The following is a 26,233-nucleotide window of genomic DNA, read 5'->3' on the forward strand; positions in this document are numbered from 1 at the left end:
AAATAAGTATTCCCTTTTTTAATAACAACCGGAAATCGTAAATCCCCGGGCAAAAGCCCGGGGACGATATAGGATTAAACAGCAACGCAACACTGGCTATTGCACAGCCTGCGTTTCATAAGCAGTATAAAAAGTATCGATCGCTACTTTGACCGGTTTGTACGATGTTCTGTATTTCAAGGATGTGCCCGCCTTATAATCCGGTAACTTCACAGAAGCGCGAAACTCCAGCGGATCACGCGGATTAGCCGGTACACTATCAGCGACCTGCACCATTTTCGTTTCTGCTCCGGCATTGTTGGTATACGATATTTCCACGCTCTGTACCTGGTTATTCACCCCAAACCACCAGATGGTCGTTTCCTTTTTCACCGCATCGTATTTGGCGGAGCGGACCGGCCGGTTGGACAAAGTGGCAATATAGGCGTCACCGTAGGCATTACCGATGACTTCCTCTTTTACGGAAGAATGTCCTGCATTGTCGTAGGTATATACCTGGAAGGTGTAGATATTCTCCGGCAGCTTATCCAGGAACAAACGGATGGTATCGGTACCGCCTGTACGTTTTACGGCCACCTCCGCTGAATCGCCGCGCTGGTTCCAGTACACCCGGCATTTGGTAATCTTCGGATCAGACACCAGGTACCAGGATAGCAACACCCGGTTTTTACCGGGAAATACTTTCAGTGAATCCACTTTACCGGTGTAGATGATCTCCCCTCCATCCAGGAACTGTTTGTAGGAGTCGTCCATTTTGGTGCAGGCTGCCAGTAATACCAGCATGACTCCCATCAGCCATCTGCCTTTTATATCTTTCATGATAAGTGTTTTAGATTATTTTTTGATTTGTCCCCAGATCGAGATCTCACTGATGTGAAGATGGCCGATGATACCATCAACGGCCGCCCAGCTGTCGATGTGTTTCCAGGCGATATACCGCACCGCCGGTGAACCAATCGGCAGTTCATACTCCTGCCCTGCGGCAGCTGCATCGATGTCTTCATTGGAATTCTGCCCCAGCGGCAGCCCGGAAGGTTTCTCCATAATCTGATGGTCCAGCTTCACCCAGCTGTTCACATCGGTGGGCGTATTGGTACCCCACAGTTCCCATTCATGCGGATTACCGTGGTTGTAAATATATCCTGCCTGGCGCTGCCAGATCTTATACCGGCTGATGACCGCTTTCACGCCCAGGTCTATCGGGACCCAGATAGGAACATCCTTGTTCTCTGTAGTATGGTACCCTTCATTACCTACGATACCGTTCCACATGTTTTCAATAGGCCAGGACGACAGGTTAGTGGGTTCCGCAATCTGTACGCCCGGCGTTTTAGGCAACGGCGCTACCTGCGGTATGGGATATTTTTTCTTCATAGCGCTGGCGAACTTCGTTTTGTCCAGCTCCTCTTCGTATATGGGTGTCAGTTCAAACTTCAGGGTATCGCTTTTGTTATCCCAGCGGTCTTTGATATAAATACCGAACTGTTGTTTTACAGGTTGCAGGCCGCGCACCGTAAACTTACCGGAATCCAGTCCGTAGTAGAAGTTGTTGACATTCCGCCATTCTTTGGCAGCAGGATCATACAACAGGGTCACGATCACTATCTTCCCTTTATCATCATTGTTAAACTTTACCTGCAGCCCACCAAATGCTTCCGTTACCGCCAGGGACTCGTAGACGTTCCAGATAGCCGGCCGCAAGGGTCTTACTTTTACCTGCACCGGTGTAGAAGCTACCTCTGCACGGCTAACGGTGTATAAGGTGACAGTATGTTCTGCTGTATCCCCGAAACCTTCCACCCGTACAGACCTTTTGAAATAAGAAGATTTCGCTTCCTTTTTCACGCCATTGATTTCAAATTCCGCCCGTACGTAGGACAGGTTCTGATCATCCGGCAGGGAGTAGGAAATTTCCGCAGCACCGGCCATGCCTACGGCTACCGGATTGGATACCGGGTTAGGCTGTGCTTTATCGTTGGAGACTGGTTTCATCTGGTCTTGTTTACAACCCCAGAACCCGGCCAGCATACATAAGATGATATGAAAACGTTTCATGTCAGTAAGTTTTAGCATCATTAAAAAGATTACCAGCCTGGATTCTGTACCAGATTTTTGTTGATGATCATCTCTGCATTTTCTATCGGCCACAGGTAATCACGCATACCAAAGCGCTGGTTGAATAACAGTACTTCCTTGTAATAGGAAGGCGCCGCATTCTGTGTAATATCCCAGCCTTTGATCGGGTTATTGAGCGCGACGTGCGCCGTCCGCCATCTTCTCAGGTCCCAGAAACGCTGGCCTTCAAAACACAGTTCTATGGATCTTTCCTGCTGGATGATCTCCCGCATACCTTCTTTGGTCGTGAATTTCGTAGGGTTCTTGGAGTAGTTGGTCCAGGATTCTTCCACGGACTTCAGGCCGGCACGCGCCCTCACCAGGTTGATCCACTGGGTAGTAGCCCCACCCGGACCGTTGACTTCATTCAGGGCTTCGGAATACAGCAGGTACAAATCCGCCAGCCTGATTTCCGGCCAGGGATAGGTAACCGTGTTACTGGAGATATTACCATCCGTAGCGGCACTGCTTTCTATATTGACTGTTTTCTTCACCCAATAACCGGTGACGGAATAGTTGCTGATACCTCTTCTGGAGGCGATTTCCGTGGCACGGGCTTTTACAAAATACAGCGCACTGTCCTTGTTGTAGTTCAGTATCCAGTTACCAAACCATACCGCGCGGTCAAATGCTACGTCCGCATAGAAGCGGGGTTCGCGGTCGTAGTGCAGCTCTACTGTTTGTTCACCGGTCTTGATGTAGTATTTATCCGGGTTAGCAGCGGTGCGCAACGTATAACGTTTGCTGTAATCCCAGGTTTTGTCTTCCGTAATAGGCACGCCATTTTTGGAATAGAACATTTCAATCATCTTCATGGTCGGGGCGATAATGCCTTTAGGTCCGGAAGTGCTGGCGCCGTTGGCAATCAGCGGCATGGACCAGCGTTGTATATCACCGGCAGTGCTGTTGGTGTTGGGCCATATTACTTCGGTATTGCTCTGTTTATCGGTCAGGGCTGCACGAATATCCAGCTGTGTTTGCAGGGTGTCATTGATTTTATAACCAAAATTACCCGGGAAGTGATACAGCGTATAACCATTAGCGTGGCACATGTCTATTGCTTCCTTACAAGCCTGTGCCGCGCGGGCCCATTTTTCCGCACTATAGGAAGTGGGAAACAGCTGTACCCCGCGATTGTCCACCATGCGGCTGTAATCCGGGTTACCGTTGAAAAAGGGACTGGCAGCGGTTACCAGCACTTTTGCCTTCAGCGCCAGGGCAATACATTTGGTGATTCTGCCCAGCTCGGAGTTCTCCGTACCTTCCAGTTTGGCGGGCAGAAATTCATTGGAGGCCGCTTCATCCAGCAGCTGCACGATGTAGTTGATACAGGTATCTATCGGCTGACGGTATACCTGTACTTCCTCAGAACCGGCAGATACCGGCAGGTTTTCCTTCATCAGCGGAATAGGGCCATAGCAGCGCAGCAGGAAGAAATGGTAATAAGCCTTCAGGAATTTCACTTCCGAAATCCACCGCTCTCTTTCATACTGCCGCAACTCCCGCACCTGGCCGATGTTAGCGAGGAACGTGTTACAGTCGCGGATACCCACAAACAGGGAAGTGCCGCGGGCAGAACCGCTCCAGTAATTGGCCAGTGGGCTGGTCATACTTTGTAATCCTTTTGCGATGTTAAAATTCGTCGGATCCACATCGCGGATAGGATCATCATACCACACTTCATCCGCGCCGTTGAAAGCCACGTTATCATTAAAATGCCCGTTTTTAGGCATATAGGAAAAACAGGTGAACAGGTACTTCTCCGCAGAAGAGCGCAGCGTAAAAGCGTTGTCGATGGTAGGCACGTTATCGGGCACCACATCGAGGTACTTGCTGCAGGAGCAGAAAGCGCCTATCCATACCAGTGCGATCAATATTTTATATCTCATGATTGACATTTTTTAAGTTATCAGAAGCCCACCATCAACCCAAAGTTGACAACACGCTGAATCGGGTAGCCCAGGCCTTTACCGCCCATCTCAATATCCCACAGTTTGAATTTGGAGAAAGTCAGCAGGTTGGTAGCGTTAGCGTATACACGCAGATTAGACATGTGGATACGTTGCGTTAAACGCTGTGGCACCGTGTAACCCAACTCCACCTGCTTCAATCGCAGGAAGGCGCCGTTGCGCATAAACCAGGTGCTGGACTGGGCGCTGTTGGTATTCAACACCGGGCTAAGACGTGGCCAGAGGGCGTACAGATCACGGTTTTCTTCTGACCAGTGACTATCCGCATAGGCCTTCAGCAACTGGGTTTCAGAGGTCACGCTGTTGTCGCCATCTACATCAATAAACGGAGAAGTTGCGTTTACATCGATCCAGAAAGAAGAACGGGCCGATCCCTGGAAGAAAGCTGACACGTCGATGCCTTTATATTTAGCGCTGAAACCAAAGCCATAGATAATTTCCGGCGTTGTCGGGAAACCGATGGGCACCATATCGCTGGGGGTAATTTGTCCGTCGCCGTTCACATCGCGGAATTTGATATCGCCACCCATGGTTTTGAAGTTACCGAAAGACTGCTGGGGAGAGCTTCTTACCTCTTCATCATCGATAAAGAGGCGTTCAGCGATGTATCCCCAGCGTTGGGAAATCGGGTATCCTACGTGGTAACGGTACCATTCATCATAGCGGGGTTCTTCGTAGGCTTTGAATTTATTACGGGCGAAAGTGAAGTTACCGCGCATGGTCAGGAAAATATCCTTGCCGATGTTGGTATTGAAATCCGCCGTAAAATCGAAGGCATTGGAATGCGCTTTGCCCACATTGGCCTTGGGCGTGGATTGCAGGCCCATCGTTTTAGGCGTGGAGGCGCGGTCCATGAGGATATTGTAACGGTCTTCCGTAAAGTATTCCGCGATGATGTCCAGTTTATTGAACAGGCTGATCTCCAGTCCGAACGTAGAGTTCTTCGCTGTTTCCCAGGTAATGGCCTGGTTATCGTAGCGGCTGATGGAGATACCATTACGGGAATAACCGCCGTTCACGCCGAACGTAGCGCCTTTTTTACCATCGTTCATGTTCACATTGGAGAGGTAGAAGAAACGATCGTCTTCATTACCGATAGCGTCGTTACCTACCAGGCCGTAGTTGGCTCTTACCTTCAGTTTGGTGATCACTCTTTCCAGCGGTTTGAAGAATTTCTCATTAGATACAAACCAGGCCGCGCCTGCAGAAGGGAAGAAACCGTAGCGCTCCGTTTTATAAAAACGTTCGGAACCGTTGTAACCGAAGTTAAATTCACCGAAGAAGCGGTTATCATAAGAATAGGTCGCGCGGCCGGACAAGCCCAGGTTACGCGAAGGCAGCGACTTCTGCAACAGGTTCACTGAAGGATTGGAGATATCATCAATCGTTTGGAGGTTGTTGCGTGCAATGAAGATGAGCATACCTGCCAGACCATGTTTATCGAAAGTACGGTTATAGTCCACCGCAGATTCCAGGTAGAACGTAGATGCCACGGTTCTTTTACCCGGTACGTAGTTGAGATAATCCGTGCCCTGATCGGGGTTGATATCGCGGAGTACGTAGGTATTGTTGAGTTTATCGTAGTTGTTGGCAGCGTACCAGAACGGCGTGTACTGGCGGGACACATCGAAATAAGCCTGCCGGTTAGTGTTCATCATCGCACGTGCCGACAGTCCTTTCGTAATGAAAGCAGACAGGTCCTGTTTGACCTCGAACTGCGCCAGCATAAGGGAGCGGGAATATTGTTTATATCCTTTCACCATGTCGGCGTAGGGGTTCAGGTATTCGCCGTTGTTGAAGTTGCCGAACAGCGGGTGTGTCACAAACTGGTGCGCATCATCAGCCGGATAATAGGCCGGGAACAGCACCTGGTTGGACCAGATCATTTTCTGGTAGAGTTTTTCGCCGCCGTCGATAGGACCTTTATATTCATCGAAGGTGCCGTGCAGGCGTACCATCGCGCTGGTAGATTTGGTAACGCGGATATTTACATTGGAGCGCAGCGTATAGGTAGTGAGGTCGATGTTGTTATTAAAATTATTGCGACCGTCGACGTTTAGGATACCGTTGTCTTTCGTATAGCCGCCGGACACGAAGTAGGTGGCTATTTGTCCGCCGCCGCCCAGGTTGAAGTTGGCGCGCTTATTCACCGTTTGTTTTTTGAACAGCATCTCTTTCCAGTTGGTAGTAGGGAATACTTCCGGGTTGGTACCTGCTTTGGTATTGTCTATTTTACTTTGCGGGTAGGTTACCGGCGCCAGCGGGTTGCGGGTAAGTACCGCTTCGTTGTTCTGCTCCATGTAGGTGATAGGATCTGCCAGTTGTACGTCGCGGGTAGGTGCAGAGATGGAGTTTTCCAGGCGCAGGTTGAACCTGGCTTTACCTTCCTTACCTTCTTTCGTGGTAACGAGGATAACGCCGTTCGCGCCGCGTGCGCCATACAAGGCGTTGGCCGTAGCGTCTTTCATGATAGAGAAGCTGGCGATATCGTCTGTATTGAGGCGGGCCAGTTCTGTCACGTCATATTCAATACCATCGATGAGGATCAGCGGGCTTTTTTTGTAGCCGAAGGTGGTAGCGCCGCGAATGAAAAACTCTGCGTTGTCCATGCCCGGTTCACCGCTGCGCTGATAGGCAATAACGCCTGCCAGTCGGCCAGCCAGTGCCGTGGTGAGGTTACTCGAAGGCACTTTCAGTTCACCGGGATTAATAGTGGTAATAGAGCCGATCACCGATGCTTTTTTCTGTTTACCATAGGCTACGACCACTGTTTCATTCAGTTGACTCGAAGATGTTTTCAGTTTGACGTTGATCACGCTGCGGGCGCTCAGTGGTATTTCCTGTGGCGTATAGCCCACCATCGTGTATACGATCACGGTAGTGTTGTCAGGAACTACCAGGATATAGCGGCCGTTCATATCGGTAGTGGTACCGATGTTGGGACTGTTTTTCACCAATACGGTGACGCCAGGCATAGGTGATCCGGCGGTGTCGGTGACTTGTCCGCGGACTTCCTTTTTAAGGGTACCTTCCCTGGCGGCAGTTGTTTTCTGCTGTGCAGGCGTTTTTCCCGGCAGTAGTAGCAGCCATGACACCCCTATGCAGCATAGGAGAAAGAGGATGTTGTTTTTCATGTGAAATTTATTTAGGCAGACCGTGCGTTACAGGCATAGGTCTCGCTGGCAGTGCACATACTGGTGCCTGCAGGTAATTAAACTGCTTTGGTTGACGTTACTGTTGTATACTTTTTATTGTGGTACTGGTAAAGGTTTGTACATACACACCCATTTTATGGTTGATAAATATTTTCTTGCAATCGTTTGCATTAAAATTATCAAGAAGAACCCGGATGTTGTTGACATTAACGTTGTGGCCATCAGCCGTTAATCATTTGAAATGCAATCGTTTGCATTAAAATTATCAACATCATCCATCGTTGTTGTCCGGTCAAAAAAGATCTGTGGGAAAAAAATCATCTCAGGATTTCATAACGCTCGTCAGTACAAGGATCAGCTTTTGTTTAATCGGTGGAAATACAGTTCTGCTTTGATTTTATAGCACTATTCGGGATTCACGTGTTCAGTTGCCGGTTCGCACGGGTATTTAAATTTCGGTTGAATCTTCAACAAATATGAAGAAAAATATGGTAGGTTATTCATTCGATTTTAACAAAGACGCATACTTTTTTCGCTATGAGGGTAAAAAGTACACTTAATAAATAAGACTACTGTAACAGTAGTCTTATAGTTTCGTTTTACCACGTTTGCCGGCAGCCATCCCTTGTTTAGCCCACTTACGCAGGTCTTTCTCATCGGTATAAGCCGCTTCCGGCGCACTGCGGTATGGCTCATAACTGGCGGTACCATCCTTTTTGGTGCTCTGTAACCATTCGCTGCCAGCCGCATCAAACACCAGGTCGCTCTCGTCATCTGTCCGGAACCAGAGCTGCTCCCCTGCCACGTAAGCGAAGAGAACACCATCCAGATAAATAGCGTGGCCCTGCATGACCGGCCGCGTACTGATAGGACCGATAGGCTGCATACATTTTCTCACCCAGGAGATCAGTTGTTCTTCGTTCATGGAGCGAAGGTAGGAAGAAATTGTCTTTGGAAGATTTCTCATTGGCTCTGCTTCTGCTGAAGTCGCATGGACTTTGAAAAGGCCTTTTCATCATGACTAGAAGCACCAGGGAATTTATCAATTACATTGCGAATAGTCCACTTAGGTCTCGCTGTTTTATGAATGTTTTTTATCTCAGGGTTAACTACCATCCACATTTCATCAACAGGCTCACCACCCGGTCACCGCTATGCCCTTACCTGCTATTGCAGTTCGCTTCATGGCTTCATAGACATCTTCACCGTATGCCGTCTTCTCCCAATTCCTTAAAGATATTGAACAATAACTGGTGTCGATGAAGTTCCCTCTTCCGATTTGCTTGATATAGACAACCGAATCAACAACAACGACTTCCAATACATGATCATCTGTCAGGGGTAAATAATTGCTCCCATCATGCTTCATAGCCAGAAAAACATACGCATTTTCATTTTTCGCCAGGTAGATATTTCCGATAACTCTCTTTTCATCCCATAAAAAAGGATCCAGGCACGCCGTGCTTAAACAGGCAATGCATAGCACTATAGTGGCATATCTTTTCATTGATATACAAATTAACAATACAGACGCTCATCCTTTATATGCTCCATCAATTCAGGTTGCTTCAAACACCAATCAATAATCCTATTGGTAACACGATCATAAACATCATCCTCGGTATAGGGTCTGTTAGCAACAGACAACTTGTCGAGGTCTTCACTAATTTCCTTTCTCACAGCTTCATCAAAACAATGTTCATCTGTCAGATATCTTCTTAAAAAAGCAAGTAATAACCCATGACAATTCTTATTAAAATTACCATTACCATTTCGCTGTGCTTCATCCCTTAATTTTTCAATAGCCCTTAATAGTTCACCCTGCACGGTATCAGCCTGTCCGGATTTTGGCACCAGTGTTTTCCAGATGACTTTAGCTGTTTCAAAATAGCTTTCTTTATTAACGGTTTTATGCAGATATGCGATATCCAGTGAAGGCAGAGATGCTTTATTAGTGGTCACTTCAGGGACCAGCACTGCACCACCTTTAAGCCACTCATTGAACTTCACGCTGTTCCAGGCTGCACCTAGTTTGATCACCCGCTCTGTCATCTTTGCACCCTGAGACAACAGATAGGTCGCACAGGGAATAGGGTCTGAAAAGGTATTCGTAAAAATCTTAGCCAGCGGCGTAAGTCCATATTTATCTTCCTGTTCCAGGTTAGCGCCGGCCTCGACCAATAATTGAATAGATTCCAGCCGCCGTTGTCCACAGGCCTCCAGCAGTGCGGATGCTGTTGTTTTCTCAGGTACACTAAAATCTACGTTGTCCACTTTATTGATGACCGTCTTTAATATAGCCGTCTGACCCAGGTAGGCAGCAATGATCAACGGTGTTTCACCAATATCATTTGTGGCATTCGCACCGATTTCTTCCAGCTCCTCGAGGGCTTTTTCTATATTTACTTTTTTCCCGTTGTAACCGAGGTGGTTTTTAAAGGTGTCTAGTTTGTTTTTAGCCATGGAGATTGAGGTAATGGTAAAAATTACAAACAGGAAGTTAATACAAAAAGTATTCAAAAAAGGAGCTATTCAAGACCAGGAATAACCGGCAAACATCATCCACTATTTTTTGGACATAAGCAATTGACCTGCTCTGTACTCTTCTTCCTTCAATAATTCACCTTTATCATCATAATATTTCCATATACCTGCTCTCGATGGTCTATAGTGCGTTGCTTTACGAGGAGTACGGATGCCCGTCATCGGGTCTACTGCCCAGGCATCAACGGTATCAAGCTTAACCGCATCCTGGTAATTACCACTAAAAACAATCTTATTGCTCGACTTTGAATAGCGCTCAAAATACATAGCCCCTTTACAACTCTTTAGAAACATTCTTAAATAAAAGGCTTCTCCTTCACTGATAGTTACCGTATCAGGAGACAGTTCTAATGACATAGCACTTTTAAGGGCATCAATATAAATAAAGGTTTTACATGATTTTATTGGGATTTGAGCATTTAAATGATTCATACAGCAAAAGAAAATGCCAAACAGCCATATTTGTTTTAACGTACTGCAAACTAAACTGTGTATCTGCATTGAAAATGTTTCAGGTATGAATAAAAAAACATTCATTAAAAAGAAGATTTCAAAACAACAGCCGCCTACCTTATTCCTGGTAATGAATATTAAATAACCTCGCTCGTATTGGGTACTCCAATATACCCGAAATATTCACTGGTATCCTCACTTGTGAAAAACAAATAGCTCTCAAAGCGGAATATAATCATGTGAATACTGATCTTGTCGCCTTGAAATACCGACAAATTACCCAATACCACATCGAACTGCTTCAGTTGTACCTCTGGCCTTTCTCCAATACCTCTTCGTAGCTCGTATAAAGAATAAGCCTGCTTTGTTTCCAAAACAATTTTTCTGTACTTCAGTTGTCGAATTAAATCGTCAAAAAATGGCGATGTGGCAGGAGTATTATCTAATAACTGTTTAAATAATAGAAAAAAGGGATTTTCATTACACATGATTGATAAAGATTTTCTTAGGACATAGCTGAATGTTCGGAAAGATACTCCTCAATATAGACTTCTACAGGATATGCTGTATCAATGCTAACAAAAAATGGCTGTCTTTTCTAAAGACGGCCATTTTTTGTTAGCTAATTATATGATAATATGTCTACTTATTATACTTCACCGAAACATGCGACAACCTGCATGTAGCCGTCGCCGTTACCGTTCCTCCCGTCGCTGCATTCGTGGTACCGGCATTCTTATTCGCCACCCGCAGCCGGACCAGCAACTTATCTTGTCCGGATGCTGCCTGCGGTAACTGGAAGTTCAGCACCTTCTGCCCTGCTACCTGTGTGAGCAAGGTATTGGACCAGTTAGCCACATCTTCAAAAGTAAAGCTGCCTAAACTGTTCCAGGAAGTGTTATCCACAGACCACTCGGCCACGAAGTTACGCGGACCGCCGATATCGCTGTTACCTTCTATCTGTACAGATACCGGCGTAGTGATACCTGCTGTAGATACTTCAATCACCCAGGAGTCACCGGTGTTGGTAGTGGTATTCCACCAGCCTTTACCGCCCCAGCCGCCATTGGAGACGGCGCCTTTGTTGGTAGTAGGTTCCTGTAATAATCCGTTGTAGTCTGTTGTAGCGGTGATGCCGTTGCTGGTGAAGTCCAGGTATTTTTTACCGGCCTGGTAAATACGGCCATTGCCGATATCCGGTGTGAGCGGATTTTGTGTTTCGGTAGGTGTAGCGGCGTATTCCGTTTTAAAACGGCTCCATTCTGCCAGGACGTTCGAGAAACCGTTGTTACGGTCGTCATTGAGCGCAATATCCTCGCGTTTCAGGTGACGGATGGAATACCGGCCGATATTACCACCATAACGATCATATTCTTCGTGTACGAGGATACCAGTAATAGCGCCGGAGCCTTGTGGTACCCGTTTGCCATCGCGACGGTATAATACGTCCAGGTTGGTGAGCATATACATGCTGCTGCCTTGTACGTCGCGGATATTCATCGGGTAACAATCCATACGTGCTACATACCCTTCGTTGATATTGGTGAAAGACCCGCTGGGAACGGAGATTTCCACATCTTTTAACTTCACATAGGTATAGAGATCATTATCTGTTAAAGCAGACATATATTTCTCTTTGGGCTGCAATACACCCGTACCTACATCTTTTTTCATGATATGCATTACATCGATACCGGAAATAATAGTACGGGCGGGGTTTTGCAGTTGTTGCACTGTAACGCCTTTCAGCCATATTTTTACCCGGTCGTTGAAGTTGAAGATATTATCGCCGGGTGTTTTCGTTTTGAAATAGAGACCACTGCTGCCATCCGGACTTTGCACGTAAACGGCTATACTGTTTTCCGTTTTATCCAGGCTGTGTTTATCGGTGGTCTTATTCAGGTTCTGGGCCATGTTCGGATGACCTTTATCGCTGATCACCACACCTTCCACAAAGATGTTCTCATTAATAACACCATTGGTCAAAGCCTGTTTTACATAAGCGAAGTCTTTTTGTACCGCGCCTTCGTAGCTCATGCCCGGTTGTTGTTTAATGAGGATACTGTCTTTGGTGGTGGTACCCAATGCATCCAGGTAGCTCAGGCGGAGCATCACACCCCGCGCCACGGGCAGCTGATTGGTATCTACCTTAAAGAACAGGTAACCATCTTTTATCTGCAGGCCGGACAGCCAATTGGCAGTTCCCGAAGAGTCGTAGCCGTAACCGATGGTCATTAAGTCCATCGGAACATTGGTATTGATCACCGATTTATACGTACCCCCGTTGGCGATAGTCTGCGCGGTTTCATCCGTGATAGCCAGTACGGGCGTGATACCTTTCTGTTGCAGGATGATGGTATCTGATTTACCACCGCCTTTTACCACCAGTTTGGCGGCACGGGGCAGATTACCGTTGTTGTCCGTTGCTTCTACGAGGGCATCGCTTTTACCATGACCGCTGGCCGTTTGTAACTTCAGCCAGGGCGTTTCAGCGGCGAGTTCCATATTCCAGTCGCCGTCGGCATATACGATGATGCGGGTGGTATCGGCAGCGGCGCCTATCCGGACGATGCGGGCATCAATGGCCAGCGGCGTACTGAAACGATAAGCCTCCGTTTTACGGCAGGCTGCAATAGCGAGTAACAGGCCTGCCGCAATGAGTATATAACAGTTGAACAGATGTTTTTTCATGACAGCATTTATTTTTTCAGTTCCATGTAAACCGGCCGGTGGTCGGAATACTTAGCCGTGAAATCATCATAGATAAAATGACAGGTCTTTACGCGTTTCGCCAGATCTTTACTGAGATAGATATAGTCGATCCGGGATTTACTGCGGATGGTATCGCTACCGGCGGTAGCTCTTTCCAAACGGTCGTATTCATAGAGCGCATCTACGAAACCTGCGTCCAGCATCTGTTGCTGCACCTGGAAATCGATGTTGCCATCATTCAGATTTTCGATATTGGGATTTTTCTTTACTGCATTGAGATGTGCAACTTTCACGCGGTTAGTGTCCAGCCGGGGCAGGTCTTGCGGGGTGTTGGAATTAAAATCCCCCATGAGTATCCAGCCTTTTTTGTTGTTCTTCTGTTCTACGTTGGCCAGGATATTGCGCATCTCTTCGTTTCTTTTGCGGAACTTATGCGGATTCAGATGCAATACCACAATATTGTAATCCAGTACATTCGCCATAATAAAGCCATGGGTCATGTTTTCGGTCACCTTCTGAATATTGGTGATAGGGTAACGGGAAGTAAGACCGGTAGGGTACCCATTCTCTTTTACAATCACCGCATAAGGATGCCCCCAGGTAGCCGCCAGCTCTTCCAGCGATTTCTGGGTGAACTTGTTACATTCCTGCAAAGCGACGATATCAGGATTAAATTGTTTCACCCAGTCTACAAAAACAGTCTTCCCTTTGGTAGTATCGGTCACCATACCTTCCAGTATGTTATAACTCAGCACCCGAAGCTGCGCCTGGGCGCCAGCCATGTACAGGCAGCAAAAAATCAATAATAAAAAACGTTTCTTCATAAATAATTATTTGTAAGCAGGATTATCAAGTATACCACCGGAACGCACTACCTCTTTGTCAGGTATCGGGTAATACTCATGATAAGGCCGCAAGTTGTTTTTGATGGTTTCATATTCGGTACCGGATGTTTCGCTGACAGCTTTATAAAACACGCCCCAGCGAACGAGGTCCCATTTACGGCCGTATTCTCCCATCAGTTCACGGGCTCGTTCTTTTTTTACTTCTTCCAGGAATTCGGTCTTACCCGGATAAGCAGGCAGTTTCAGCCCGTCATACGCACGGCTCTTTACTTCGTTCAGGCATTGCAGTGCGAGGCCCGCGTCACCGGTTTCATTGGCCGCTTCGGCGAGCATCAGCACCGCATCGGCATAACGGAACACTTTCTGGTTGTTACCATCGGCGATATTATCCATACCGGGGCACCAGAACTTAGGTCCCATCCATGCTTTACCGGTACCGTTGTTTTGCATTGGGCGTTTGAAATAAGCGCCGTTGTAGCTGTAAGCCAGAATCATCTCCCTGCGCGGATCTGCGTAGTCATAGAGTTTCATGAAATACTCAGTAGGTGTAATGGAGTTGAAAGGATTAGCTTTGGTGCCCAGCTCGGGAATATTCACACCGTCATAGGTGCTGGTACCGGAAGCCTTGGTAGGTGTGAAGAAAGCTGCTACGTTGGTGGTTTTCTTTAAACCGGCAGCGGACCAGATGTACTGCACTTCAAAAATAGACTCAGGCGTATTTTTATTACGGAACCAGGTATCCTGTAAGGGATACTGCGCCAGCTGTCCGTATACTTTGCGGATAGCCTCCATGGCATCTACGCACACCTGGTATTGTTTATTCCACAGCGCCATCTTACCGATAAGCATATACGCCATAGCGGCGGAGATACGGTTCTGTGGCACTTCGGAAGTACGCGTCTGCGGCAGTTTCGGCGCATACTCCTGTAATTCCTTGATCAGCTTATCCCTTGTTTCTACGGCGCTCATCCGGCCCAGCTTCATCACATCGGTGAGATCGTTCAGACTGGCGATATTCTGCGTATAATAAGGTACATCATTAAAAGTGCTGGTGAGGATATAGTAATATAAAGCACGCAATACTATACCTTCCGCTTTCAGCGCGGGTTTCCGGTCAGCGGGAATGGTGGCTTTTTCAATACCGTCGATAGCGGCGTTGCAATACATCACCCCATTGTAACAAGCACTCCAGATGTTGTCACCCATACCCGGATTGGCTGGAGATATCTCGAACTTGGCATCCAACTGGGAAGAGTTGAGAAAAGCCAGATCGGTAGACCCTTCCAGGGGAATGATCAAATCGGATACATAGATGCTGGTAAGCGGATTATAACAACCATTCAACGCAGCAATACATTGATTTTCGTTTTTGAAAAAGTCACCAGGATTCACAAAGCTGCGGGGTTCTTCCTGCAGCAATTTGCTACAGCCGGTCAACCCGGTAACACCCGACAACAGCAGCAGGGCAACGATATGTTTCAATTTAATTTTCATACCCAATACTTTTAGAATTTTAATTCAGCACCGAAAGTGATGGTACGGCTGGACGGATAAGCGCCATTATCCATTCTGCGCATGGTAGAACCACCGCTCTGGGTAGACACTTCCGGATCATAACCGTTATAATATTTCCACAACATCAGGTTGTTGCCTCCCACCGACAGGGAGAGGGACTGTAACCTTTTACCCGTTACCTTGCTCAGGTTAATAGGATAGGCAATAGAGATGTTTTTGAAACGCAGGAAGGTAGCAGAATGTACAAACCGGTCATTGGGAATATCATCTTTGGAATCTGCCCGCGGATAATCTGATGTCGGGTTCCGTACCGGATGCCAGGCGTTTACCATGTAACGGTACTGATTACTCAGGTAAGTACCGGTACCCATAAACAACTCGGTTGGATTATAGATCTGACCACCTACGCTGTAGTTGAAATAAAAAGAGACAGTCAGTTTTTTAATCCGGACAGTATTCTGAATACCGCCATAAAAGTCCGGGTCAGCGTTACCGAGATACACGAGGTCATTGTTGTCCAGTATGCCATCGTGGTTTTGATCGATGTAACGTTGACGGCCAGGCTGGTAAAAGCCAGCCACCGCGGAGGCGTATTGTTTGTCTTTTTTATTTTCATCTATTTCCGCCTGGCTTTTCCAGACACCGGCGTATTGCATACCCCACAAGGCATTCAACGGTTGACCTTTCACATAACCATACATCATGTATTGCGCGCCATAAGGATTTTCATACACCGCTACCCTATCCAGGCCACCAATATCTTCTACCATTTGTTTGTTACGTGCAATAGTGAAAGTGCTGGACCAGGAGAAATTTTTCCGGCGCATGTTTTCTGTGTTGACAGTCAGCTCTATACCCTTGTTGGAAGTCTTGCCGATATTAGCCAGTCTTGTATTATAACCGGTATGCGTAGGTAACTGCACGCTCAGCAACAGGTCGGAGGTATTGCTTTTATATACTTCCAGGGAGATGTCCACCCTTTTATTGAGGAAGGATAAATCCAGGCCTGCGTTGTAGGAGGTCGTTTTTTCCCAGGTGAGTCCTTCGTTTTCGATACGGGCCGGATAATAGGCCACTGGTTGTTTACCATCGAAAAGATAACCGCTGGAAGTAGAATTAAGGCGGGACAAAGACTGGTACCGGGAGATCGCATCATTGCCGGAAGTACCGGCGCTCAGTCGTAACGACAGTTCGCTGATATCCCTGAAACGGCGCATGAACGGCTCGTTGGCAATATTCCATTTCACCGCGGCAGAAGGGAAATAGGCCCATTTGTGGTTCTGGGAGAAATTGGAGGCGCCATCAGCGCGGCCCGTTGCGGTTACATAATATTTGTTGCGATAGTTGTAGTTAAAACGCGCCAGATGGGACACGCGGCCCTGGTTCTCCAGGGAGGAACCGATATTGATCGTTTCCTTGGAAGGCAAAGCGCCCAGGTCGTTAGTTCCGATATCATCAATAAAATAACCGTTACCGCTGGCGGTCATGTTATTGAATTTTTTCTTCTGCACAGTGAAACCATACATCGCGTCGAAGTTGTGAACTTTTTTCCAGGTATTCTTATAGGTAATGGTATTCTCGTTCAGGATATTGTTATCGTAATAGCTGCGTTTATATGCCAGGCCGCCGGTGTTGGCGTTAGCGCGGGACGGCATGGTAGAAGGGGTGAACTGGTTGTCATTTTTACTATAGTCCGTATAGGATACCGTAGAGCGGATGAGTATATTTTTCACCGGAGTGATTTCAATATATCCCATAGAGCTAAGGCTTTTTTCCAGGGCGTCGTTTTGTTTCAGTTCCACGTTAGCCAGCGGAGAGTCGAACAGCGTACCGCTGTACCACTGGGAGTTCCAGTCGTTGAAACTACCGTCGGGCTTATACGCCGGCATAGTGGGCGACAGGAAGATGGTGGAACGGTACCACAGCGTACTCGTACCCACGTCAGCGTTATTGAGCTTACGTGCTATCTGGGAGTAGTTGAAACGTACGCCGGCTTTCACATAGCGGCTGATGGTACGGTCCAGGTTCAGGCGTACCTGGTAGCGTTTCAGACCGCTGTTTTTAATGATACCCTGGTTGTCGTTGTAGTTGGCAGAGAAGTAATACTGCGTGGCTTTATCACCGCCGTTGGCCGACAGGGTGTAGTTCTGATAAGGCGCTACACGGGTGATTTCTTTTGTCCAGTTGGTACCATCGCCCAGGGCTAACGGATCAGGATAAGGATATTCTTCCAGCGGCCTGGTAGGATTTGCTGAACTGGCGAAATAAAAACGGTCGTTTTGCAATTGGGCAAACTCCGTAGCATTCATCAGGTCGAGGTAACGGGGCAGTACAGAACTACCGAGATCGGAACGGAAGGCAAAATTCGTTTTACCCATCCTGTTAGCACCGGATTTAGTGGTGATGATGATAACGCCATTACTGCCACGGGAGCCATAGATAGCGGTAGAAGACGCGTCTTTCAGTACGTTGATGGAAGCGATATCGGAAGGGTTGATTTCATTGAGACTGGTGATACCATCCATCAAACCATCTACTATATAGAGTGGTTCATTACTGGCGGTGATAGAGCGGGTACCGCGGATACGCACGGAAGTACCGGAGCCGGGCTCACCGTCGGCAGAAACAATTTCAGCGCCGGCAATACGGCCTTGCAGCATCTGGTCCACACGGGTAGCGGGAATACCTTCGATATCGGCAGGGCGTACAATAGATACCGCGCCGGTAAGATCTTTTTTGGCAACGGCGCCATAGCCGATCACCACTACTTCGTTGATATCTTTTTTAGCTGGATTGAGTTGAATATTTAAAGGTTGTTGTTCGTGTGTCAGCGCCACTATTTTTCTTTCAAAGCCGATATAGGTGATCATCAGCGAGGCGTTTTTGCCGGCCTCGATGGTGAATTCTCCTTTCTCGTTGGTTTGCACGCCATGAGTACTCCCGGCAACAGCCACAGTAGCGCCTGGTAAGGGATTCCCCTCGTTGTCGACCACCTTGCCTTTAACCGGCGGATCTTTAGCGGGTGATGTTTCGGGTTGAACGGGCGCTGCGGCGGCGACCTTAGTCTTTTCCTTGATGGTAATAGTTTTGGCGCTGATCTCAAAATCAATAGGCTGATCGGCCATCACCGAACGCAGAAAATCAACGACGTTCATGTTTTTAGCGGCCACGGTGACTGGTTTTGTTTTGCTCAACATGGCAGTGTTGTAGAAAACCACGTAGCCGGTTTGTTTTTCCAGCGCATGAAAAATCTCTTTAAACGAGAGGTTTTTACCCGACAGGGTGATGGACTGGCCCAGGGTGCGCGCCTGTACCTGCAGGCACAGGATGGCAGACAATAGCAGCATACATGGCCATAGGGAGGCTTTGCCGGCTGGCCGACTGCTGTTCTGCCGGGGCATGGTGCCTGGCGGAAGAGAAGGTCTTGTTGCGTAAAGCTGTTTGGTGGACATCATTATTTGATTTCAGAATTTAAAGGACATTTCAGGCATACGATACCCTGCTGCGTTCCCGGGACGCAGAAATGGCTGGTATGACAATCTGTTGCTATTATTGTGTGATGATTAGTTTTCTTTCTTCCAGTCGATAATGTACGTTGGATATTTCCAGTATTCTTAATATGCTGCGGAGATCCAGGTCCCGCTCCATTTTACCACCGAAGCGGATATCCGGCACCCCGTTTTCATAGATCACTTTAATATCGTACCAGCGTTCCAGTTGGTTCATCACCTGTTGGATACCGGTGTTGTCAAACTGGAACATGCCTTCCTTCCAGGCCACTACCTGGCTGGTATCTGCCGGTTGCAATGATATGGCCGCATTGGCTACAGCCGCCTGCTGTCCCGGTTTCAGCATTAACTGCTGACGGGCGGAAACCACCTGGATGCTGCCATGCAGCAAGGTAGTGGTGACAGCCGTCTCATTCGTATAGGCATTTACGTTAAATCCTGTTCCCAGTACCCTTATCTCATTACCCTCACTTGTTTTCACCCGGAAAGGATGCGTGGCAGCCTGTTTCACTTCAAAGTAGGCTTCTCCGCTCAACTCTACTACCCGCTCTTTATTATTAAAGCTCACCGGATAACGCAGGGAGCTGGCGGCATTCAGCCACACCTCGCTGCCATCGGGCAGTACGAGGTGAAATAGTTTACCCCTCGGCGTGGACAAGGTATTATAGGCGGTAGTAGTGTTTTTATTGCCGGTATAGGCCAGGGTACCCTGTCCCAGGTGGATAACGGCTCCCGTGTTATTATGGATATTACCGTGTTGCAAACTATCGAGTACCACTTCGCTCCCATCGTCGAAGGTGAGTACGGCACTCCGGGAAACAGGGCGTATATCCTGCATCGCCAGCGCGGGCATACCTTTCGGCGTGGATACCGTGGGACGGTGCATAAAATACCAGGCGGCGCCAGCCAGCAACAGTACCGAGGCGGCAGCAGCCCACCAGCGCATGTTTACAAATCTATTGGTAGTGCGTGACTTCGTTTTAGCGTGTAGGATAATAGCCAGTATCTCTCCCGCCCGTTGATCGGACATTGCCTTTTCATCAGCGGTAGCGGCGATCACTTCGTCCAGCAGCTGCAGCAGCTCTTCATCGTGCTGCGACCGGGCAATCAGCTCCATGAGCTCCTGTTGCTCAGCCTCAGTGCCGGTATTTTCCAGCGATTTGCGGAATAGTGATTCAAAATGAGACATCAGGTAAGCCGGTTTTGTGCCGGGTATATTAAAAGAAACCCCTTAAAAAGAAAAATGGGTCAGTGGAAAACCGAAAAAATCTGCGTCATAACAATTCCTTAATAATCAGCAAGGTGGCGTAGGTGCCTAAATGATAACTACAATACGTGCGGATAACCTGCATCGCCTCTGCGAGATGGCGTTTCACGGTTTCGGGAGAGAGGTTCAGCGCTTTGGCCGCTTCTTCCCTTTTCATCCCGTTTTCTTTAATCAGCTGATATACTTTCTTCTGCTGCGGCGATAACCGGGATACCGCATCGTGTAATATCTGCCGGTATTCCTTCTCCAACAGCCGTTCACTGGAGGAGGCTACGGGAGGTAACAGCCATTCTTCCTGGTCGGTGATAGATTGGTTAGTGGCTTGCTGCGCCAGTTGTTTAAGCGTCTTAAATACACGGTTACGGGTAATCGTAAACAGCCAGGCGGTAAAATATTCCAGCCCGGGCAACTGTTCCCGTTTTAACCATACTTTCAAAAATACGTCCAGCACAATCTCCTCCGCCAGCGCTTCGGAGCCGGTGATCTTCCAGGCAATGGTGTATACTTTATTACGGTACTGATTAAAAAGCTGCTCAAATGCTTTCTCATCCCCGTTGGCAATCGCCCGGAACAGGTTGTTCTCAGTATGTAGCTCGTGGGCGGTCATCCAAATAGATTTTGGTCACAAATATAGTATGGCGATCCTGTCACTGTAATGGTTGTAGCGCTATCCGGTTGTACGTGAAATTTTGGTTGTTGTTGTCAATCCGCCAGTGGCAGCCGGTTTCATCGCTTCTTCCGGGATGCCGGCCCGTACTGGATTTCATAATTAAATAACATTCAGCCTTCGGAAATAAAGATAGAAATAAAATTGAAGTATTGCCTATTGCCTCATATATTAAAATACACCATATGCAAAAAGGGCCGTACCGGTGCATAACACCGGTACGGCTCTTTTTATCTTGTCATCCACTATCTTACCAACCGCTATTCTGTGGCAACAGCTTCGGATTCAGCGTCAGTTCCTGGGTAGGAACAGGATACAGGTTCATCCTGTCATTCCATGCCCGGCTGGTAATATCAGGATATACGCGGATATAGCCATTCGCATCCACCACAATGTCCTTCACCTGTCCCTGGTTAGGATACTGGGCCTTTACTTCCGGCCGCAGCTTCATCCCCAGGATGGATTCGGGATTACTGATCAGTTTAAGGGCATTCCAGCGTAGCAGGTCATCACGGCGGAAACCTTCGGCAGCCAGCTCTACTCTCCTTTCCCGGCGGATCTCATCAATCAGCACAGACACGGCCGGAAAATCGGACTGCGGATCTTTTACCAGGGCGCTGATATCCATGGCTGGCATACCTACCCGCGCACGCAGCCGGCTGATGGTCAGATCAATCACGCTCTGGTCGCACTCGTTCAGTTCTGCCTTGGCCTCTGCATATACCAGTAATACTTCGGCATAACGGAAGATAAACAGGTCCAGGGTGGACTGGTTGGCGTTCCACTGTTCCAGGCTGGAGGAGCGGCCTTTCACGCGCTGATAACCGGTACTGGTAACGCTGGTGCCTATACGTGGCAGCGTGATCACATCCTTGTTGCCGCTGGCATCTACCTGAAATACAAACCCAGGGGTAGCAATCAGCTGGGCAAAACGCGGGTCACGGTTGGTGATTTCCGCAGTGATCGAATCATCTCCTTTATAACGCGGACTCAGCGACGCCGGCAAACCATCGGTGCACAGGAAAGAACGCACAAAGTTTTTACTGAAACCATTATTACCTTCTCCCAGCTGACGGGTAAGGTTATGCATCAGCACATCCTTCAGAAAACGTTTGGGCATAATAGCTTCTTTATTACCCAGCAATTCTTCCTGGATAAAAAGATTATAATAATCGGTCGTGGGGTGACCGGTGGTGTATAAATCATACAAACCGCTGGCCATCACCGCCTGCGCCGCATTAGCGGCTTCCCGGATCATCGGTTGGTCATCACCCAAACCATGATATTTACGGTAAGTGCCTTCCCACAGGCAGATACGCGCTTTCAAGGTAGCAGCGGCATATTTATGCAACCGTCCTTTTTCAGCACTACCAGGTTCCGGCAGGTTGGCTACCGCAAAAGTCAGATCTGCCAACACGGAATCCATCACCTGTTTATGCGGGGTACGCGACAGGTACAGCTCCGGCGAAGTTTCATTCAGATCCGCAGAAAACCAGGGAACATCCCCATAACGCACTACTTTCTGCCAGAAATACAAAGCACGGAAAAAACGGGCTTCCGCCGCATATTTGTTTTTCACGTCGTCACCCACCGCAGCACGCTTATAACGCGCCAGGAAATAATTGACACTCCGCTCATTTTTCCAGCTCCATTCATTGTTATCATCATCCTTCACAATAGGCACAATATACTGGCCGGACAAAAATCCGTCTTTCGTACGCGGCACCATATTATCGGAGTTGTTGTCCGAACTGGCGTCCATCACGGGCAACGTAGCGTAAAACCCGTTGCAATACAGCTTCAGGTCAGACTCATTCTTAAAAAAGGTCGGATCGCTGAAAGCATCATCCGGATTCAGATCCAGGAAAGAATCACGCTTACAGCCGGCCATCGCCATGACTGATAACGTTAACGCATATATGATATTTTTTCTTTTCATCGTCTTCATGTTTTGGATTGATTATAAGCCCAGTTGCAAACCGAAAGAAATAGCCCTGTTAAGCGGATAGTCTTTCGCATCAAATATTTCCGGATCGTAGGCTTTAAACAGGTTGGTTACCTCGAACAGGTTTTGTGCAGACACGTATATACGCAGTTTCTGCATATGCATGGAACGCATAGCGGAAGCAGGCAGCGTATAGCCGATAGCGATGTTCTTCATGCGGGCATAGGCAGCGCTCTGCAGGTATTTGGTCTGCGGCTGGAAGTTGCCGCCGCCACCAAAACGCTGACGCGGGAAATAGGCGTTGGTATTTTCAGGCGTCCAGTAGTCCAGCTGGTACACCATGGGGACGTCCCATTCGCTTTTGAAGCCCCAGAAAGTATTACCATCCAGCATGACGTCGCGTTTACCCACACCCTGGATCAACATGTTGAAGTCAAAGTTTTTATACTGCACAGAGAGATTTACGCCAAACTGATAACGGGGTGTTTTGTTACCGATCACCCTGCGATCGCCTGGGTCATTCGCAGTGTTCTGTCCACTGGTGATTTTTTTATCGCCGTTGAGATCTTTGAATCTGATATCACCGGCCAGCCATTTACCATTCCAGAGATTGGACTGGTCCGCCGCAGCGGCTTCTGCATCTGACTGGAAAAATCCATCAGTCACATAACCCCATATTTCATCGAGCTTCTGGCCTACGTAATAGGTGCCGCTGCCCAGTGTTTTAGTGGGATTGAGATCATAGCGGGTGATAGTAGCGGAATAATCAGACAGGGCTACGTTCACATCATAGGAAAGGTCGTCGTTGATTTTATCTCTCCAGCTTACACCCAGTTCCCAGCCTTTGGTGCGCATTTCGCCGGTATTCACTTTAGGAGCAGTGGTACCCAGGATACCGGGCAACGGATAACCGTCCAGCAGCATGTCTTTGGTATCACGGATATACCAGTCGAAAGTAGCGCTCAGCCTGTTTTTCAGCAGGGTTACATCCATACCGAAGTTGCGGGTGCTCACTTTTTCCCAGGTAAAATTCTGGCTTACCAGTCCGGGTACGCCTACGTATACACCTTTCTGATCATCGAAGATGTAATCCACCTTATTAGTAGGCATCGTAGGGATGTATGGATAGATATCGGTGTTCAGGTTCTTATCCGGGTTCAGCGCCTGATTGCCCAGGGTACCATAGGAAGCACGCAGTTTCAGGTCGTTGACCACATCCAGCAGCGGTTTGAAGAAACCTTCTTCAGACACGCGCCAGCCGGCTGAAACAGAGGGCAGGAACACATAACGGCTGTTGGCCGGGAAACGGGAAGTACCATCGTAACGGCCGTTGACTTCCAGCAGGTATTTGTTGGCGTAGTCATAGTTCAGGCGGAAGAAAGAACCAGCCAGTGCCCAGCTGTACTGACGGCCATCTGCCAGCGGGCTGTTATCATTATTCAGGTTGATGGCCGGCATGGTTTGATCAATCAGGTTTTTCACCCGTACATTGAAACCTTTCACCTGTTTCTTTTCCTGGTTGTAGCCTACCATGGCTTTGAGGAAGTGCTGGCCAAACTGGCGGGTATATTCCGCATAAGCATTCAACGCCGTGTAATAATCGTTGTTGTTGCTTTCTTTTACGCTGCTGGGTTTACTCCAGGGGAAAGTGCCCAGGAGCACGCCGTTGGCGCCATATTCCTGGTATTCCTTGTAGTGTTGCTGGTTGTTCAGGCTATAGTTGTTCCAGGTGTAATCACCTACGATACGCAGGTTTTTCATGGGTTTCAGCACAAATCCGCCGGTGAGCCAGAGGTCATTGGCTGTTTCTTTCGTACGGCCGTTGAGGGTAGCCAGGGCCACGATGTTGGTAAAAGAGCCTTGTCCGGAGAAATGGCCATCGGGGTGATAAACAGGCATAATGGGGCGAAGGTCGCCTGAAATCCAGCCGGATGAAAGGCCGCCGTGGCTGGCAGGAGTGGGGTTGTTGCTCTCCGTACGGTTGAGCATCATTTTCATATTCAGCTCCAGCCAGGAGGTTGCTTCTGTATTGAGTTTCAGACTAGCGTTATATCTTTTAAAATCTTCGTTGGCTACTTTCAGCAAACCTTTCTGATCGAAATAACCCAGGGAAGCCACGTAGCCGGTTTTACCCTGACCGCCGGAGATAGACACGTTATGGTCCATCATGGGCGCCCATCCGGGATACAGTTCTTTGATCCAGTCGGTATTGCCTACATAGCGGTATTTGGAAGGATTCGCGGGGTCCACATATACCGGCAGGTTGTTAACCGGATCTTTAAAATAAGCCGCCGCGCGAACAGAATCTTCTGTAGTAAAGGGTTCGGAAGCAGCATCTCCGCCGGAAAGCTGACCGGTGCGGTCCGCCTCGCGGTGCATACGGATATAATCCACCGAGTTGAGATACTTCGGCATACGGGTAGGACGTGTAATCGTATAGGAGGTAGAATAGTTCAGGCGCAGCGGGGCGTCTTTACCGGGCTTTTTAGTGGTGATGAGGATCACGCCGTAAGCGCCTCTTACCCCGTAGATCGCTGCTGAAGCCGCATCTTTAAGCACCGTTACATTAGCCACATCAGCAGGATTGATGAGGTTAGGGTCCATCTGTACACCATCTACCAATACCAGCGGGCCACCGCCGTTGATAGAAGTGTTACCGCGCACATTGAAGCTGGCGCCCTTACCCGGCGCGCCGTTGTTCAGGTTCACGTTGAGGTTGGGTACCATCCCCTGCAGGCCCTGGGCGAGGTTTACCAGCGGACGGCTTTCCAGTTTTTTACCATCCAGCGTAGCGACGGCGCCGGTGAGATCGCCTTTTTTCTGGGTACCGTAACCTACTACCACTACTTCGTTGAGCCCCTGCGTATCTTCCTGCAGGGTAACGTTGACGGTAGTACGGCCATCAATAGCCACAGATTGCTGGATATGCCCGATAAAGGAAAACACCAGCGTAGCGTTGTCGGGAGCGTTGAGTTCATACTCGCCGCCGGCATTGGTTACCGCGCCGGCATTGGCGCCGGATACCTTCACCGTCACGCCCGGCAGGGGTTCGCCTTTGGCGTTGACAACTTTTCCTTTCACATGTTTGTCACGGATTTCATTGCCCGTGCGGGTAACCACCACCACGCCATTGTCCAGCACCTTGTAGTGCAGGTTGAGGGGCAACAGCAGGCGGTCCAGCGCCTCGGTGATGGTTACGCCGGTCATATCAATGGATACCGGCGCCAGGTTTTTCAACTCATCATTATTAAAGAAAAAACGGTAATTGGTTTTTTTCTCCAGCATGATCAGCATTTTATCCAGGCTGGTGGCCTCTGCCCGGAGACTGATCTTTTTCTGGGAATAAACGCTGGCCGAAGCCTGTGCTACCAGTAGCAGCAACAACGTGGTGAATTTCATAATTAATAACATCTGCTGGACCTTGCCCCATACAGGGGGCGGGCCCGACTTAGTAAATTTTTTCATACCTTGGATTTGTTGAGTTGAAACAATAGGAGTCCTTGAAACCTTCAAGCGTAAAGGTCTCCTGATACTTG

At 48.3% G+C, this 26,233-nt stretch carries 16 protein-coding genes; all 16 read right to left on the reverse strand.

The window, feature by feature from the left end; translation table 11 throughout:
• Positions 1–96 precede the first annotated feature (96 nt).
• On the reverse strand, positions 97–819 hold the full coding sequence (locus ICL07_RS19790) for a DUF4998 domain-containing protein (protein ID WP_188089747.1): 723 nt from the start codon (positions 817–819) through the stop codon (positions 97–99).
• Between the two features lie 15 nt (positions 820–834).
• Positions 835–2,055, reverse strand: a complete 1,221-nt coding sequence (locus tag ICL07_RS19795; protein WP_188089748.1) for a DUF5000 domain-containing lipoprotein — start codon at positions 2,053–2,055, stop codon at positions 835–837.
• Positions 2,056–2,084: 29 nt separating this feature from the next.
• Positions 2,085–4,004 carry a RagB/SusD family nutrient uptake outer membrane protein gene (locus ICL07_RS19800; protein ID WP_188089749.1) on the reverse strand — a complete coding sequence of 640 codons (1,920 nt, stop codon included), beginning with the start codon at positions 4,002–4,004 and terminating at the stop codon, positions 2,085–2,087.
• Positions 4,005–4,024: 20 nt separating this feature from the next.
• A complete protein-coding gene (locus tag ICL07_RS19805; protein ID WP_188089750.1) occupies positions 4,025–7,219 on the reverse strand; it encodes a SusC/RagA family TonB-linked outer membrane protein in 3,195 nt (1,064 codons plus the stop codon).
• Positions 7,220–7,826: 607 nt separating this feature from the next.
• Positions 7,827–8,207 (reverse strand): TfoX/Sxy family protein, encoded by a 381-nt coding sequence (locus tag ICL07_RS19810; RefSeq protein WP_223152000.1) that lies wholly within the window; start codon positions 8,205–8,207, stop codon positions 7,827–7,829.
• A gap of 168 nt (positions 8,208–8,375) precedes the next feature.
• On the reverse strand, positions 8,376–8,747 hold the full coding sequence (locus ICL07_RS19815; RefSeq protein WP_188089752.1) for a hypothetical protein: 372 nt from the start codon (positions 8,745–8,747) through the stop codon (positions 8,376–8,378).
• Positions 8,748–8,758: 11 nt separating this feature from the next.
• Positions 8,759–9,703: an ankyrin repeat domain-containing protein gene (locus ICL07_RS19820; RefSeq protein ID WP_188089753.1), complete on the reverse strand. Its 945-nt coding sequence runs from the start codon at positions 9,701–9,703 to the stop codon at positions 8,759–8,761.
• 102 nt (positions 9,704–9,805) lie between these two features.
• Positions 9,806–10,321 carry a hypothetical protein gene (locus ICL07_RS19825; RefSeq protein ID WP_188089754.1) on the reverse strand — a complete coding sequence of 172 codons (516 nt, stop codon included), beginning with the start codon at positions 10,319–10,321 and terminating at the stop codon, positions 9,806–9,808.
• 558 nt (positions 10,322–10,879) lie between these two features.
• On the reverse strand, positions 10,880–12,928 hold the full coding sequence (locus ICL07_RS19830; RefSeq protein WP_188089755.1) for a DUF5689 domain-containing protein: 2,049 nt from the start codon (positions 12,926–12,928) through the stop codon (positions 10,880–10,882).
• Between the two features lie 8 nt (positions 12,929–12,936).
• Positions 12,937–13,773, reverse strand: coding sequence for an endonuclease/exonuclease/phosphatase family protein (locus ICL07_RS19835; RefSeq protein WP_188089756.1), 837 nt, complete (start codon positions 13,771–13,773; stop codon positions 12,937–12,939).
• 6 nt (positions 13,774–13,779) lie between these two features.
• The gene (locus ICL07_RS19840) at positions 13,780–15,288 is read right to left on the reverse strand and encodes a RagB/SusD family nutrient uptake outer membrane protein (RefSeq protein ID WP_188089757.1); all 1,509 of its coding nucleotides are present in this window, start codon (positions 15,286–15,288) and stop codon (positions 13,780–13,782) included.
• Positions 15,289–15,299: 11 nt separating this feature from the next.
• Entirely contained in the window at positions 15,300–18,764 is a 3,465-nt protein-coding gene (locus ICL07_RS19845) for a SusC/RagA family TonB-linked outer membrane protein (protein ID WP_188089758.1), read from the reverse strand.
• A gap of 94 nt (positions 18,765–18,858) precedes the next feature.
• The gene (locus ICL07_RS19850; RefSeq protein ID WP_188089759.1) at positions 18,859–20,007 is read right to left on the reverse strand and encodes a FecR family protein; all 1,149 of its coding nucleotides are present in this window, start codon (positions 20,005–20,007) and stop codon (positions 18,859–18,861) included.
• 85 nt (positions 20,008–20,092) lie between these two features.
• Complete coding sequence (locus tag ICL07_RS19855; RefSeq protein WP_188089760.1) at positions 20,093–20,692, reverse strand: RNA polymerase sigma factor; 600 nt, start codon at positions 20,690–20,692, stop codon at positions 20,093–20,095.
• A 310-nt stretch (positions 20,693–21,002) separates the two neighbouring features.
• Positions 21,003–22,691, reverse strand: a complete 1,689-nt coding sequence (locus ICL07_RS19860) for a RagB/SusD family nutrient uptake outer membrane protein (RefSeq protein ID WP_223152002.1) — start codon at positions 22,689–22,691, stop codon at positions 21,003–21,005.
• A gap of 21 nt (positions 22,692–22,712) precedes the next feature.
• Positions 22,713–26,162, reverse strand: coding sequence for a SusC/RagA family TonB-linked outer membrane protein (locus tag ICL07_RS19865; protein ID WP_223152004.1), 3,450 nt, complete (start codon positions 26,160–26,162; stop codon positions 22,713–22,715).
• Positions 26,163–26,233: the final 71 nt, after the last annotated feature.

It is taken from the genome of Chitinophaga qingshengii (assembly GCF_014529935.1).
Classification (GTDB): domain Bacteria; phylum Bacteroidota; class Bacteroidia; order Chitinophagales; family Chitinophagaceae; genus Chitinophaga; species Chitinophaga qingshengii.

What these genes read in the sequence shown, in the direction of transcription:
- ICL07_RS19790 (WP_188089747.1), bottom strand. Translation starts at nt 819, where the DNA reads ATGAAAGATATAAAAGGCAGATGGCTGATGGGAGTCATGCTGGTATTA.
- ICL07_RS19795 (WP_188089748.1), bottom strand. Translation starts at nt 2,055, where the DNA reads ATGAAACGTTTTCATATCATCTTATGTATGCTGGCCGGGTTCTGGGGT.
- ICL07_RS19800 (WP_188089749.1), bottom strand. Translation starts at nt 4,004, where the DNA reads ATGAGATATAAAATATTGATCGCACTGGTATGGATAGGCGCTTTCTGC.
- ICL07_RS19805 (WP_188089750.1), bottom strand. Translation starts at nt 7,219, where the DNA reads ATGAAAAACAACATCCTCTTTCTCCTATGCTGCATAGGGGTGTCATGG.
- ICL07_RS19810 (WP_223152000.1), bottom strand. Translation starts at nt 8,207, where the DNA reads ATGAGAAATCTTCCAAAGACAATTTCTTCCTACCTTCGCTCCATGAAC.
- ICL07_RS19815 (WP_188089752.1), bottom strand. Translation starts at nt 8,747, where the DNA reads ATGAAAAGATATGCCACTATAGTGCTATGCATTGCCTGTTTAAGCACG.
- ICL07_RS19820 (WP_188089753.1), bottom strand. Translation starts at nt 9,703, where the DNA reads ATGGCTAAAAACAAACTAGACACCTTTAAAAACCACCTCGGTTACAAC.
- ICL07_RS19825 (WP_188089754.1), bottom strand. Translation starts at nt 10,321, where the DNA reads ATGAATGTTTTTTTATTCATACCTGAAACATTTTCAATGCAGATACAC.
- ICL07_RS19830 (WP_188089755.1), bottom strand. Translation starts at nt 12,928, where the DNA reads ATGAAAAAACATCTGTTCAACTGTTATATACTCATTGCGGCAGGCCTG.
- ICL07_RS19835 (WP_188089756.1), bottom strand. Translation starts at nt 13,773, where the DNA reads ATGAAGAAACGTTTTTTATTATTGATTTTTTGCTGCCTGTACATGGCT.
- ICL07_RS19840 (WP_188089757.1), bottom strand. Translation starts at nt 15,288, where the DNA reads ATGAAAATTAAATTGAAACATATCGTTGCCCTGCTGCTGTTGTCGGGT.
- ICL07_RS19845 (WP_188089758.1), bottom strand. Translation starts at nt 18,764, where the DNA reads ATGATGTCCACCAAACAGCTTTACGCAACAAGACCTTCTCTTCCGCCA.
- ICL07_RS19850 (WP_188089759.1), bottom strand. Translation starts at nt 20,007, where the DNA reads ATGTCTCATTTTGAATCACTATTCCGCAAATCGCTGGAAAATACCGGC.
- ICL07_RS19855 (WP_188089760.1), bottom strand. Translation starts at nt 20,692, where the DNA reads ATGACCGCCCACGAGCTACATACTGAGAACAACCTGTTCCGGGCGATT.
- ICL07_RS19860 (WP_223152002.1), bottom strand. Translation starts at nt 22,691, where the DNA reads ATGAAAAGAAAAAATATCATATATGCGTTAACGTTATCAGTCATGGCG.
- ICL07_RS19865 (WP_223152004.1), bottom strand. Translation starts at nt 26,162, where the DNA reads ATGAAAAAATTTACTAAGTCGGGCCCGCCCCCTGTATGGGGCAAGGTC.